Below are 13,366 nucleotides of genomic sequence, written 5' to 3' on the forward strand. Positions count from 1 at the left end.
CGTACGTCAGGGGATAAAAGCGCTTGGTTACTTGGCGCTCTTCCAAGTAACCCGCTGTAAGAGCGGAACCATAAGTAGCCGTTACCGCAGAAATGGATATGTCCCCAAAAGCATCACGAGCAGGCTCCCCACAAAGGGGCTAGTGACTCAGCGCTTCGATTGCCAGAGCCACACCTCTTCCATACTCCACATCAGCCGCCGCGCAGTTCTCGACATGACGCTGCTTGACCTGCGCCGAAGCCCCGTGGATCGCTCGCGCCGTGTTGTCGAACAACGCCTGCTTCTGCGCCACATCCATCAAGCGGAACAGCGCCCCAGGCTGGGAGAAGTAGTCCGTGTCTTCACGGTGGTTCCAGTGATCGGCGCTGCCCTGCAAACGCAGTGGCGGTTCGCGGAAGTCCGGTTGCTCGGCCCATTGCCCGTGGCTGTTCGGTTCGTAGCCGGGCGTGCTGCCGGCGTTGCTGTCGGTGCGCATCTGCCCGTCCCGATGAAAACTGTTCACCGGGCAGCGGGCTGCGTTCACCGGGATCTGGTGATGATTGACCCCCACCCGATAACGCTGGGCATCGCCATAGGAAAACAGCCGCGCCTGCAGCATCTTGTCGGGGGAGAAGCCGATGCCGGGCACCACGTTCGCCGGGTTGAACGCCGCCTGTTCGACTTCGGCGAAGTAATTGTCGGGATTACGATTGAGCTCCAGAACACCCACCTCGAGCAATGGATAATCGCCATGGGGCCAGACTTTAGTCAGGTCGAACGGGTTGATCGGATAGGTGTCGGCATCCGCCTCGGGCATCACCTGCACGAACAGTTTCCAGCGCGGGAAGTCGCCCCGCTCGATGCTTTCATACAGGTCGCGCTGGGCGCTTTCCCGGTCGCTGGCAATCACGGCGCCAGCCTCTGCATCGGTGAGGTTGGCGATGCCCTGTTCGGTCTTCCAGGTGAACTTGACCCAGTAACGCTGGTGGTCCGCGCTGATGAAACTGAAGGTATGGCTGCCGAAGCCGTGCATGTGCCGGTAGGACTGCGGCAGGCCGCGGTCGCTCATGACGATGGTGACCTGATGCAGGGCCTCGGGCAGGAGCGTCCAGAAGTCCCAGTTGTTATTGGCGCTGCGCAGGTTGGTGCGCGGGTCGCGCTTGACCGCGTGATTGAGGTCGGGAAATTTCAACGGATCACGCAGGAAGAACACCGGCGTGTTGTTGCCCACCAGGTCCCAGTTGCCTTGCTCGGTATAGAACTTGATGGCAAACCCGCGAATGTCCCGTTCGGCATCGGCGGCCCCGCGCTCGCCGGCGACGGTGGAGAAACGCACGAAGATGTCCGTGGTTTTGCCGACCTGCGAAAACAGCCTGGCCTTGGTGTAGCGAGTGATGTCATGGGTCACGGTAAACGTGCCATGGGCGCCCGATCCCTTGGCATGCATGCGGCGCTCGGGAATGACCTCTCGATCGAAATGCGCCAGCTTCTCCAGCAACCACACATCCTGCAGCAGCAGGGGGCCTCTGGGGCCCGCGCTCTGTGAATTGTTGTTGTCGACCACCGGGGCGCCGGCGGCACTGGTCAGTTTTTTCATGGTCTGCTCCTCACGATTGTTGGGCGGTGCTGGCGCTCGGCGCGGGCACGAGGCCGCCCGGCTCATGTTTACTGGCTCAGGTTGATTGGCAACGCGGGGCAGGGTCTATTGCACCAAGGTGTCGGCGGCTTCAGGACCGGTCGGGCAGTCGCCGGAAGTTGCCGCGACACTGATGGCAGCATGCGACACCAAGGTATGATGGCGGCCAAACGCTGGCAGGGGCATCCTCCCCGAAGGGCGACCGTACAGACAGGATCGACATGGACAACGAGATCGACCGCGTGATCGACAGGCTGCCGGGCGTGGCATGGACCGCGCTCGCCGATGGCAGTGTCGACTACGTCAATCAGTACTGGAGCCAGTTCACCGGCAGTGGCCTGGACGACGCACTGGGAACGGGCTGGCTGTCGTTCCTGCATCCTGACGACCGTCCCGTGGTCTCGGAGCACTGGCGCGGCATCATCGCCAGCGGTGAGCCCAGTGAAATGCAGGCCCGTCTGCGCCGCGCCGACGGCGTCTATCGTCGATTCATTCTGCGTTCGACCGCCTTGAGGGACGCCCAGGGCCACATCCGCAAGTGGTGCGGAATCAGCGCCGACATCGAGGATCACTGCGTCGCCATCCCGCCTGCGCCTGCGGTCGAGCCCGAATGGCGTGCACTGATCGACAGCATTCCCGCACTGGTTTCGCTGATGGCCCCAAGCCCCTGTCCGCAAGAGGACGAGCACCAGCGCGACAAGGCATTGATCGCGCGCAAGCTGGTCGAGATCAGTGCCTCGCAGGCGCGCTTTCGCAACCTGATCAACGCCGTACCGGGTTTTGTCTGGAGCGCCGAACCGGACGGCCATGTCAGCTTCCTCAATCAGCGCTGGTGCGATTACACCGGTATCGCCCTGCACGAGGCTTGCGGCAATGGCTGGATGGCGGCGGTTCATCCGAACGATCAGGGCACGCTGGCGTCCTACCGGCGAGTGCTGGATTCGGCTGAGCCGGGAGAGTTCGAGGCCAGAATCCGGCGCTTCGACGGTGTGTACCGCTGGTTTCTGATCCGCGCGGTGCCGGAGCGCGATGCGTCCGGGCGGGTGGTGCGCTGGTATGGGGAAAATACCGACATCGAAGACCGCAAGCGCGCCGAGATGCTGCTGGAAGGAGAAAAGCACCTGCTTGGCCTGATCGCCGGCGGCACCTCGCTGCGACTCATACTCGACACCCTGTGCGAGCTGGTCGAGGCGAGTTTCGAGGGCGGGATCTGCAGCATCGTGCAGGTCGACCCCAAGCATGGGCATCGGGTACCGGAAAGCGCGCCGAACATGATGGCCGGTGCCGCGCCGAACCTGCCGGCTGATCTGGCCGCCGTACTCGACGCGCGTCCCGCCGACGCGATGCGCTGCCCGGTCGCTCTGGCCGCAATCGACAACCAGCAAGTGATTGCCCGGGATCTGACGCTCGAAACCCGCTGGCCACAGTGGCGGGCGATCGCCTTGAACCACGGCCTGCGGGCCAACTGGTCGACTCCCGTGACGTCCAACAACGGCAGCGTGACGGGCGTGCTCTCGCTGCTGTTCCGCAAACCGGCAACGCCGGACCCGACCCAACAGAACCTGATCGCCCAATTCACTCATTTGGCCAGCATCGCCATCGACCGGGCGCGTGGCGAGGCGGCGCTGCGTCAGAGCGAAGCTTTCCTGGCCAAGGCGCAGCGGCTGAGCTCGACCGGCACCTTTTCCTGGCGCGCAGGCTCGGACGACATCACCTGGTCGGAAGAAATCTATCGGATCCTCGACCTGGATCCGGGCGTTAAGCCCACGTTCGACCTGCTCTATACCCGCATCCATCCGGACGATCTGGCCCACTACAAGAAGATGATCCGGTCCCAAGGCCAGAAGGGCCGCGACTTCGAACACGAACATCGCCTGCAGCTGCCCGACGGCACGATCAAGCATGTGCACCTGGTTGCCCACGGGATCTGCGATGGGCAGGGGCAACCGGAATACATCGCCGCGTTGCAGGACGTGACTCAGCGGCACCTGTCGGAAACGGCGCTCGGCGAGGTCCGCTCGGAGCTCGCGCACCTGGCGCGGGTGGCGAGCTTGGGGGCGCTGACCGCCTCGATTGCCCACGAAGTCAACCAGCCCCTGGCCGGCATCATCACCAATGCCAGCACCTGCCTGCGCATGCTCGGCGCGAGTCCGCCGAATGTCGACGGAGCCCTTGAAACCGCACGGCGCACCATTCGCGATGGCAACCGCGCGGCCGATGTCATCAAGCGCCTGCGCGTCCTGTTCTCCAAGGACAGCATCACTCTGGAGGACGTCGATCTGAACGAAGCGGCGCGGGAGGTGATCGCGCTGCTGCTCGGCGAACTGCAGCGGGGCAGGGTGATCCTCAATCCCGTGTTCGCCGAAGGGCTGCCGCCGGTCAAGGGCGATCGTGTCCAGCTGCAACAGGTCATTCTCAACCTTATCCTCAATGCCAAAGAGGCGATGAGCACCATTAGCGATCGATCAAGGCACCTTCAAGTGAGTACCGGACAACTGGATCATCACGTTTTTCTTGAAGTGCGGGACAACGGCACCGGCTTCGATCCACAGGACGCCGAGCGCCTGTTCAACGCGTTCTACACGACCAAGCAATCGGGCATGGGCATCGGGCTGTCGGTCAGTCACTCGATCATCGACAGGCACGAAGGTCGTCTGTGGGCGCGGGCCAACGATATCGGGCCCGGTGCGACCTTTCGTTTTTCAATTCCGTACCCGTCCGGGCACGACGTCGATCCCGCCAGGGAGGGCCTGTGATGCAGACGCCTTTGCTCATCTCGGTGGTGGATGACGACGAGTCGGTGCGCGAGGCCTTGCCGGATCTGCTCAGGGAGTTCGGCTTTGCGGTGCAGGCGTTTTCGTCGGCGCAGGCTTTTCTGTCGTCCGGGTATGTCAGCCAGACCGACTGCCTGATACTGGATTTCGCCATGCCCGGCATGTCCGGTCCCGAGCTGCAAAAACAATTGGCGTTGCAGCAGTACCGCATCCCGATCATTTTCATTACCGCCCTGGGCGATGAGAGCCGGCGCCCGTACCTGATGAGTCAGGGCGCGGTGGACTGCCTGATGAAACCGTTCAGTGAAGCGGAGCTGCTCAAGGCACTCAGCGCCGCGTTGCCGGTGGACTGAGTGTCGAGCCATTCACAAGGAGGTGGTCCGTTGCACGTCATCAATGAGTCAGCCCCGAAAACTGGAGCAGCAACGATGAATAACCTGCCCATCGTGTTTGTGGTCGACGACGATGTTTCCGTTCGCGAGTCGCTGGAGTTGCTGATCGACCAGGCCCAGTGGCGACCGCAACTGTTCGACTCCGCCCCGGCGTATCTCGCCCAGCCCCGGCCACAGGTGCCCAATTGCCTGGTGCTCGACATCAACCTGCCGGGCCTCAACGGGCTGGACCTGCAGAACGTGATTGCCGGTGACCAGTCGCAAACGCCGATCATCTTCATCACCGGTTACGGCGATGTGCCGCTGACGGTGCGGGCCATGAAAGCCGGTGCCGTGGAGTTCCTGACCAAGCCGTTCGACGATGAAGTCCTGCTCAACGCCATCGCCGATGCGCTGGAATGCAGCCGTGCGGCGCTGGATCGCGAAGGCGATCTGCGAGTGCTGCGCGAGGCCCACGCGACCCTGACGCCCCGAGAGCAGGAGGTCCTGGACATGGTCGTCGAAGGGCGCATGAACAAGGTCATCGCTTCGGACCTGGGCATCAGCGAGATCACGGTCAAGGCCCATCGCGGCAAGGTCATGCGCAAGATGAAAGCCCGGTCCCTGGCGGACCTGGTGAAAAAAGTGGCGCAGCTCTCGCCGCCACTCGACTGAAAGGCGGGTGCCGGCCCGCCGCTTACGCGCCGGCCTCTTCGATCTGCGCGCGCTGCCAGAGCGCTTCCAGCTGACGCCTGTCCAGGGTGTCGTTGCCTTCGGTCATCTGCTCGCGACATTCGGCCAGCAGTTCCCGGGCCTGTAGCGCCTGACCCTGCTCCAGCCACAGCTGGGCGAGGTCCATCGACGCCCTGAGCTCCCACGATCTGGCGCCTTGCAGGCGACTCAATGTGATCGCTTCCATGAGCCGGTCATGGGTGGCGAGGGTGTTGGTCGGTTCCAGGGTGTTGAAGATGCCCGCCCTGATGCGCAGCAGTTCCGGCAGAGCATAAGCGTCGCCGCTTTGGCGGCAATGGCTGATGGTGCGCTCGGCCTGGCACAGGGCTTTTTCGTGCTGGCCGCCGAGGATCAGGCCTTCGATCAGCGAGGTTTCGAAGGAGGTGGTCAGCAACTCGTAGCGCATGCCTTGCAGTCGCGCCAGGCTCTCTTCGAGCAGGGCCACGGCATTGCCCGGCTGGCCGGCGCGGATGGCGATCGTTGCCTGCATGCCGAGGGCTGCGGCGACATAGGGCGCCAGTGCATTGGCTTCGGCGACCTTGATGAAGGTGTCCAGGCCGGCCGTGGCCTTGTCCAGATCCCCCGTCCAGATGTGGATGCACAGTGTCCACACCAGTGCGATGCAAAAAGTCACCGAATGGTCCAGCGCGGCGGCCTCGGCCTCGACCTGTTCGGCCCAGCGTCGGGCCTGATCGGGAAAGCCCAGCAGCCAGAGGGTGCGCGCCAGCGCCAGGCCGGTGCGGTTGCGGTGGTCGAAGCCGTAGTGAACGGTACTGCTGCGTTCGGATGGCAGGCTGTAGCGCAGTGACTTTTCCAGCTCCTGGCGCGCCAGTTGCTGATTGCCGAGCAAGTGGTGGGAAATGCCCGCCAATGAAGCGGCCACGGCGATGGCTTCGGGCTTGCCGATGAGATCCCCGACTTCCACGGCTTTGCTGGCCCAGGCCAGCGAGGAGGGGAAGTCGCCGATGCGTTCGGAAAATATTTGCAGGCGCCCGAGCAAACGCAGCTGCGACCAGTGATCGTCCAGCGCCTGGGCGATGTCCAGTGCCCTGAGCAGCGCCTTGTGCGCCGCTTCGCTGTTGCCCCGGGTGAACATCAGCGCCAGCCCCAGGGCGGCCTGCAGTTCCATTTCAGTCGGCGTGCCGAAGTAACCCAGTTCCAGCAATTCCGTGGCCCGGGAACACCAGGCGCGGCATTCGACCATCAGGGAAAAGTGCAGGAACAACGGTGCGCTGGCCGCAGCCAGTGGCAGCGCGAGTCCCGGATCGCCCTGAGGGCCGAAACTCCATTCCAGCGCACTCCTGATATTGCCCAGCTGGCTGGCGAGCCGCGAGGAACGCTCGAAAATCTCGTCGGGCGTGGCGCCGGGGTGGCTGAGCAGCTCGGTGAAGTAGGCGGCGTGCCTGAAGGACAGCGCATGCGCCTCGACCTCCCCGTGCACCGCGAGTTTTTCCCGGGCGTAGGCGCGGGTCATCTCCAGCAGGCGATAGGTGGCGATGGCTTCATTGTGATCGACGGTGACCAGCCCCTTCGAGGCCAGTTCGTCCAGCGCAGCGGCAGCGGTGAGCGAGTCGATCCGGACATCGGCGAGAATCCGCGACGCGGCATCGAGGGAAAACGGGCCGACGAAAATCGCCAGGCGATCGAACACCAGGTGTTCCCGGGCGCTGAGCAGGGCGTAGCTCCAGTCGAGCATCGCGCGCAGGGTCTGGTGACGCGGCAGCGCTGTTCGCCGCCCGGACCAGCTCAGGGAAAAACGCTCGCCGAGCAGCGCATGGGTTGCCTGCACGCCGTGGGTGGCCACGCGCATGGCGGCCAACTCGATCGGCAACGCCATGCCCTCCAGGCGCCGGCACATGTCGGCGATCATCAGGGCATCGCCGGGGCCGAGCGCCAGTGATGCGTTACCGGATGAGGCGCGTTCAACGAACAGTTTCACCGCCGGGAAGGTGAGCAGTTCGTCGACGCTGAATGCTTGCGGCTCGCCCGGAAAACCCAGGGGGCTGAGCCAATGGATGTGTTCGCCCAAAGTGCGCAGCGGTTCGCGGCTGGTGGCCAGCAGCCCAACGTCGGGTGCCGCTTCTCGGATCTGTTCGACAATCGCCGAAATGGCGTCGATCAGGTGCTCGCAGTTGTCGATGATCAGGATCAGCTTGCGCGCCCGCAGATGGGCCAGCAGCACATGCATCGGGTCCTCGGCCTGCACCGCAATGCCCAGCGCGCCTGCCAGCGCGGAGGGCACCAGGGCGGCATCCTCGACCTGGGCCAGGTCGACGAAGCGCACGCGGTCATCGTGCCCGGCACAGATGCGGTGACCGACTTCGATGGCCAGGCTGGTCTTGCCGACGCCGCCGGGGCCGACGATGGTGAAGAGCTTGGGCTGCAGCAAACGGTCGACGAGCATTTGCGCATCGTTGTCCCGGCCCACCAGCCTGGCGCGAGGCGGCAGGCTGCCGACGCCGCTGGCCAGGCGCTTGCCGTGGGCCGGGGGCGCAATGGCTTGGGTGACAGGTAGATGATGATCGGCCTGCAGCCGTTCGATGGGGGCGACGAAGGCATAACCGACGCCCACCTGGGTCGAGATGTAGCGTGCGCCGTCTTCGCCATCGCCGAGGATCCGGCGCAGGCCGGTCATGTGAAAACGCAGGCTGCCTTCCGAGACGACGATATCGGGCCAGACCAGTTTGATCAGATCGTACTTGGACAACACGCGCCCGGGGCGCTCGAGCAGGGCAATCAGCAGATCCAGCGCGCGACCGCCGATGTCCACCGGCGTACCGTGTTTGGTGAGCAGGCGTTTGCCCGGCGTAACGCAAAAGGGTCCGAAGGCGAGTTGCAGGCTCAGGGGTTCATGCAAATCGTCCGGGACGCAATCCACTGGAAGGGTTCTCTGCGAGGGGGATCGTGTGTTCGCTGAAGGCGAATAGTGCGCGTAAGTCTGCATCATAGGGGTTTTGATTCAACGATCAAGTGCTCCGGGCATGGCGGATCAGAGCATTGCGCGGGCATTTGTGAGGCAAGTCTCAGGCAAGCGTGAGGCTGACGTCGATGTTGGAGCGGGTCGCCTTGGAGTAGGGGCAATTCTGGTGGGCGGCATCGATGAGCTGTTGCGCGATGTCCGGTGCGATTTCAGGCAGGGAAACCGCCAGCCGCGCTTGCAGGAAAAACCCTTGTTCGCCATGGACCAGATCGATTTGCGCATCGACCGCGGCATCTGCCGGAAAACCGATTTTCCGGGCATTGCAGGCATGGCGCAGGGACCCCAGGAAACAGGCCGACCAGCCGACCGCGAGCAACTGTTCCGGGTTGGTGCCGTTTCCGGGGGCGCCCGGTGGCGAGAGTTTGAGATCCAGCCGGCCATCCAGGCTGCGTCCCGCTCCCTCTCGACCGCCAGTGGTGTAGGTGTGGCTGGTGTAGAGGACTTTTTCAAAGCTGATCATGGACATTTCCTGGTAGGCGGAGACGACGTCGGAAAAGGCGTTCAGATGGCTTGCAGAACCTGGCGACGGTTCGGGGCGGATGCAGGCGAGGCGATGTCTTTTTCTTGCAGGCTGTGCAGGTGTTCCAGCAACGTGCAGCGCGCCATTTCGATCAGCCACGCGCGAAAGGGGGTATGAGAGTCATATTCGGCGCGGCGTCGATGGAGCGTGATGAAGGCTTCGCGAACCAGATCGCCGACGCTTTCATGTTCGATCCGCCCGGCCTGCTGCTGCCCCTCGAAGAAGGCCAGCAGCAGCGGGGTGACGGTCGCGATCAGTTGCAGGGAGGCGGCCGTGTCATGCGCAAGAGCATCGGCCATCAAGGCGCACAGTTCCTCGTTTCCGGGGCGGTCAACGTTGAACAGACTGCTTGGGCGATAATCTTCGGCCATGATCGGGTCCCTCTTGAGCCATCAGTTCAACTGCTCACGGTCAACGGCCGGGGACCCGGGTTGCCATGCGTTCAGTGGTCAGGCTCAAGAGTGATGCCTTTGCCGGTCGATCACCAGTTATCCGCTGTTAGCCCTTGTTAGACGAGTTCCGCACCTCGCGCGATAACCGCGGTGCGGTGTTTCAACGGGGCGCCCGCTCCTGGCTGAACGTCTCCAGTTCCCGAATCAGGCTTTGCGCGGCCAGTGTGACCAGTTGGTGACCTTTTTCAGGTGACGCCAGGGCCGGGTCCGAACCCATCCGGCCGTCCGGGTGACGGGCGCGGAAGTCGGCGGCTTCACGGATCGGACCCCAGTTGGCGATTTGCGGCGAGTAGTCGGCGGTCTTGATCGAATCGGGATAGGCCCACTGGGTGACAGCGATTTCCGAAGGCGTGGCATGAATGCCGTGGCCCGTCGGGAATTGCTGGTTGGCCAGCGCGCCCACGCCTTCCAGGTCCCACCAGTTGCACAGCTTCAAGGCGAAGCCCGCCCGGCGCCGGGCGAAACTGGCCTCGGCATACAGCTCCGAAAAGGCGGCTTCGATGGAAGCGATGTTGCCGCCGTGACCATTGAGGAAAAAAATCTTCTCGAAACCATGGGCCGCCAGCGAGCGCGTCCAGTCGCCGATAGCGGCGATGAAGGTCGACGGGCGCAGGGTGATGGTCCCCGGAAAACCGAGGTGGTGCTGAGCCATGCCGATATTGAAGGTCGGCGCGATCAGGATGTCCGCCGATTTCTGCGCCTCGTGGGCGATGATTTCCGGGCACATCCAGTCGGTGCCCAGAAGCCCGGTCGGCCCGTGCTGCTCATTGGAGCCGATGGGAATGACGATGGTGCGTGAGCGCTCAAGAAACAGCTCGATCTCGGACCAGGTGGACAGAGGTAATAACATGATCAGCCTCGCAAACGGATGGCTCCTTTTCGGAGCGTGGACATCGGTGGTGCGTGGCAATGTCTGGCCCAGGGTGCTTGCCTGCTTTGCCCGCGAAGCCAATGACAACATGGCCGGGCGGAGCGGGGACATTACACAATGGTGTCGGGCAACTCTCTTGGTAGCGCCAGCCTGTTGCGCAATGACCGCCCTGACCTAAGCTTTGAACAAGGCGAAACACATTCGCGAAGCGTCACTGGAACGAACGCCGCGATGCGCAATCACTAGAGCGTGGATATCAAAAGGAGATGCGCATGCTCATCAGGTCACTGACCCTGGCTACCCTGCTGGCTTTCGCCGGCCCCCTGTTCGCCAACGATGGCGATTCACCACTGGACATCAATAAAGGCCTGTACCGTCCCCTGGTTGTCATTGCCTCGAGCACCGTGGATCCGGTCTGGGTGGGCCTGAAGAAGTCCCTGGAAGATCCGGCCAACAAACAGGGAGTCGTTGATCGCAACATCAAGGTCTACAGCGTGCTGAACATGTCGGGGCAACTCGACGGCAAGGATCTCGGTCAACAGGACACCATGGCCCTGATCCGCTCGCTGAAGATGGGGGCCGGGGCGTTGCCGAAAGTGATTCTGCTGGGCAAGGACGGCGAGAAGAAGCTTGAGACTTCGGGGGAAGATTCGAAGACGGTGGATCTGAAGAAGATCTTCGCCACCATCGATGCGTTGCCGGCCGAAGAGAAGGAAATGGCCGCGCCGACACCACCTCCCGTGGCGGCCGAGCCAGCGGCGCCTGCGGCCAAGGGTGCCAAAAATGCCAAACCTGCGAAGCCGGCGAAACCGACCAAGCCGCCAGAGCAGCCGGATGATTGAGGCTGGTTTCCGTCTGTAGGAGCGAGCTTGCTCGCTCCTACAGGGTTGGGGCCAAAACGTGGCGGATGACATTGACCAGAACGGGTGAGAAAGGCTGAAGGCACTGCTGTGCATTTGGTGTTTGCAGATCGTCCATAAGCAACGCCAGAAAGTCTGCATCTTCAAACTGCAAGTCTTCCGGATGCACGCATTGACTGTAAATCAGCGCATCAACCATCTGTTTGCGTGCACCGACAAGGCCTCGGTTGCTGTCCTGGGTATGGCCCAGATTCAGTGCCCTGATGGATACCATCGCCCGCTCGCTTCCGGATACCAGGCCGGACAGGTAGAACTTCAATTCGGTTTCGCACTCGACCATCAGCGGTGTGAGAGGCAATGGCTGCGTACCGCGACCATGCCCGCATTGATTGTGGCGGTGGCAACTGGCGACGATGTTGGAGTAATCCAGTGTCCGGTTTGGCGCTCGATCTTGAGCTTCGATGTGTTCGTTATGCGCGTCATCGATCGTGATGGCCTGACAACAGTACGCACATAAGCCGTATTGTTCCGTGATGCACGATGATCGGATGGATCGGCTCTCGTCCGGTGGTAAATCCCGGTAGCGCAGGGTGTTGTCCGAACGTTTGAAGCGAGTCAACGAGGGTGGCTCCATGCCTTTGTCGATCTTACGCACGACGTAACTCCAATTTGCGAATCAACAGCGCGGCTTTCGCAAGCTCCAGATGTCCCTGAGGTAATTCAAGCGAAAGTTCGGAAAAAAGTGTTTTGGCCGAGTCCAGATCACCCTCCTGCAAACGTTCCAGTAATCGATTCAAACGCTTCTGCACGTCGCTGTTACGAATATCGGTGTCCATGACTTCCAGAAGCACCTGATTGGCATCAAGTCCGTAAAGGCCGTTGTGCTCCTGAATTTCCCCGTCATTGAGCACGTAACACAACACATCTTTTGCATCGCTGATGACCAGCGGTGAATGGGTTGTCAGGACGAATTGGCAGTTTGGGAAGGTCTCGCTTAACTGCCGAATCAGACTGCGCTGCCATTTCGGGTGCAAATGCAGGTCAACTTCATCGATCAGGACGATGCCGTCACCTTCAAGCGGGTTATCCAAGGATTGGTTCATCATTGCCAGGCGGCGCGCGATGTCGCCAACCAGCGCCATCATCGACTTTTCCCCCTGCGACAGTTGGGAGACATTGAGTGTTTCGCCGTCTTTGTCGATGGCCATGTGCAGTCGTGGTTTTCGCTGCACTCTCAGGTTGCTGAATCCGGGCATGAATGCAGCGATGGCGGAGCGAACGGCTGTCAGCTGACGATCACGGGATGAAGCTTTCAGGTTGGAAAGCGTCTTCCAGATATCGCTGTCCTTCCCATATTTCGCGGAAATTTCTGCCAGAGCGATGTCGGACACACCGGATTCGTTTTCGCTGTCCTCGCGTTCACGGAACCATTCGAAGAAACGGCGGAAGTCGACGCCGCGATTCAGCGCATTGTCGTATCCGTCGAGTTGATCGAAAGTGTGCTTGGTACGAATTTTCAGCGGGATTTCCAGAACCGAGCGTTCTACCGGATAGTAGGCGATCAATGGAAGGGAGGCTTTTTCGTCAGCAGTCAGTCGCGTGCGGTAAAGATTAGCGAGGCGAGTCGCATGTGATAGCTCGCTGTGTACAGCGGTATTACGCCCCTTCTTTCCGCGAGCGGTATTCCACACAAACAGAATTTCTTCAGGGGAGAGCTCAGAAGGGTTGGTATTCGCGTAGCTGTCGTCGACCACGGCTATCGAAACGATAGCGACTGATGCGCCGTTTCGTATGTCTTCATTTGTGAGGTAGCTGCCACTACCTTTCTCACTTCGAATTCGAGCCACTAGCCAACTCAAAGAGGTGGCCATCGATTTTAGAAGAGTGGTTTTACCGGCGCCGTTGTTTCCCACCAGGACAGTCACGTTAGAGCGATGTTTGGGAGTGGGGGCAAGGTGAATGGTCAAATTGCGGAATCTGCCAACATCCTCGAGCCCAAAATTGAAAATTTCCATTACAACGCCCTTTGGATGTCAGTCAGCTTGAGTGGTGAGGCGCACATTATGTCATTCCCTGCCATGGATTGACTCGAAGCAATGGGTGGATCTGGAAGTTACATCAAATGCAACGGTACTCAGTAAAGAACAATTTGTACGCCTCATTTGCTGAAATACTCAGGTAAAAGTCTCAA

Annotated in this window: 11 protein-coding genes; 4 read left to right on the plus strand and 7 right to left on the minus strand. The window is 61.5% G+C overall.

Features of this window, described 5'->3' with window-relative positions:
* Positions 1 to 139 precede the first annotated feature (139 nt).
* Complete coding sequence (locus tag HNO86_RS27330; RefSeq protein ID WP_175380041.1) at positions 140 to 1,576, minus strand: catalase; 1,437 nt, start codon at positions 1,574 to 1,576, stop codon at positions 140 to 142.
* Between the two features lie 260 nt (positions 1,577 to 1,836).
* Here HNO86_RS27330 and HNO86_RS27335 point away from each other — a divergent pair, with 260 nt between their 5' ends.
* The 3 genes from HNO86_RS27335 to HNO86_RS27345 all read left to right on the plus strand — a co-directional run bounded on the left by HNO86_RS27335 (position 1,837) and on the right by HNO86_RS27345 (position 5,435).
* On the plus strand, positions 1,837 to 4,371 hold the full coding sequence (locus tag HNO86_RS27335; protein WP_175380042.1) for a PAS domain-containing protein: 2,535 nt from the start codon (positions 1,837 to 1,839) through the stop codon (positions 4,369 to 4,371).
* Entirely contained in the window at positions 4,371 to 4,742 is a 372-nt protein-coding gene (locus tag HNO86_RS27340; RefSeq protein WP_175380043.1) for a response regulator transcription factor, read from the plus strand. Before HNO86_RS27335 ends, HNO86_RS27340 begins: the two co-directional genes overlap by 1 nt.
* A gap of 75 nt (positions 4,743 to 4,817) precedes the next feature.
* Positions 4,818 to 5,435 (plus strand): response regulator transcription factor, encoded by a 618-nt coding sequence (locus HNO86_RS27345; protein WP_175380044.1) that lies wholly within the window; start codon positions 4,818 to 4,820, stop codon positions 5,433 to 5,435.
* A 22-nt stretch (positions 5,436 to 5,457) separates the two neighbouring features.
* Here the strand turns inward: HNO86_RS27345 and HNO86_RS27350 are convergent, their stop codons facing one another.
* From HNO86_RS27350 to HNO86_RS27365, 4 genes are all read right to left on the minus strand, one after another.
* Positions 5,458 to 8,370, minus strand: coding sequence for a winged helix-turn-helix domain-containing protein (locus HNO86_RS27350; protein WP_372242567.1), 2,913 nt, complete (start codon positions 8,368 to 8,370; stop codon positions 5,458 to 5,460).
* A 145-nt stretch (positions 8,371 to 8,515) separates the two neighbouring features.
* A complete protein-coding gene (locus HNO86_RS27355) occupies positions 8,516 to 8,932 on the minus strand; it encodes an organic hydroperoxide resistance protein (RefSeq protein WP_175380045.1) in 417 nt (138 codons plus the stop codon).
* 41 nt (positions 8,933 to 8,973) lie between these two features.
* Complete coding sequence (locus HNO86_RS27360; RefSeq protein ID WP_175380046.1) at positions 8,974 to 9,363, minus strand: sigma factor; 390 nt, start codon at positions 9,361 to 9,363, stop codon at positions 8,974 to 8,976.
* Positions 9,364 to 9,544: 181 nt separating this feature from the next.
* On the minus strand, positions 9,545 to 10,294 hold the full coding sequence (locus tag HNO86_RS27365; protein WP_175380047.1) for a creatininase family protein: 750 nt from the start codon (positions 10,292 to 10,294) through the stop codon (positions 9,545 to 9,547).
* 293 nt (positions 10,295 to 10,587) lie between these two features.
* On the opposite strand from HNO86_RS27365, the gene HNO86_RS27370 reads away from it, so the two are divergent.
* Positions 10,588 to 11,157 carry a DUF4174 domain-containing protein gene (locus HNO86_RS27370; RefSeq protein ID WP_175380048.1) on the plus strand — a complete coding sequence of 190 codons (570 nt, stop codon included), beginning with the start codon at positions 10,588 to 10,590 and terminating at the stop codon, positions 11,155 to 11,157.
* A gap of 37 nt (positions 11,158 to 11,194) precedes the next feature.
* Here the strand turns inward: HNO86_RS27370 and HNO86_RS27375 are convergent, their stop codons facing one another.
* Entirely contained in the window at positions 11,195 to 11,830 is a 636-nt protein-coding gene (locus HNO86_RS27375) for a retron system putative HNH endonuclease (RefSeq protein ID WP_175380049.1), read from the minus strand.
* Entirely contained in the window at positions 11,823 to 13,190 is a 1,368-nt protein-coding gene (locus tag HNO86_RS27380) for an AAA family ATPase (RefSeq protein ID WP_175380050.1), read from the minus strand. The genes HNO86_RS27375 and HNO86_RS27380 overlap by 8 nt, the downstream gene beginning before the upstream one ends.
* Between the last annotated feature and the right edge of the window lie 176 nt (positions 13,191 to 13,366).

Origin of the sequence: Pseudomonas sp. C1C7 (assembly GCF_013359595.1) — a bacterium.
In the GTDB taxonomy this organism is placed as follows: Bacteria; Pseudomonadota; Gammaproteobacteria; order Pseudomonadales; family Pseudomonadaceae; genus Aquipseudomonas.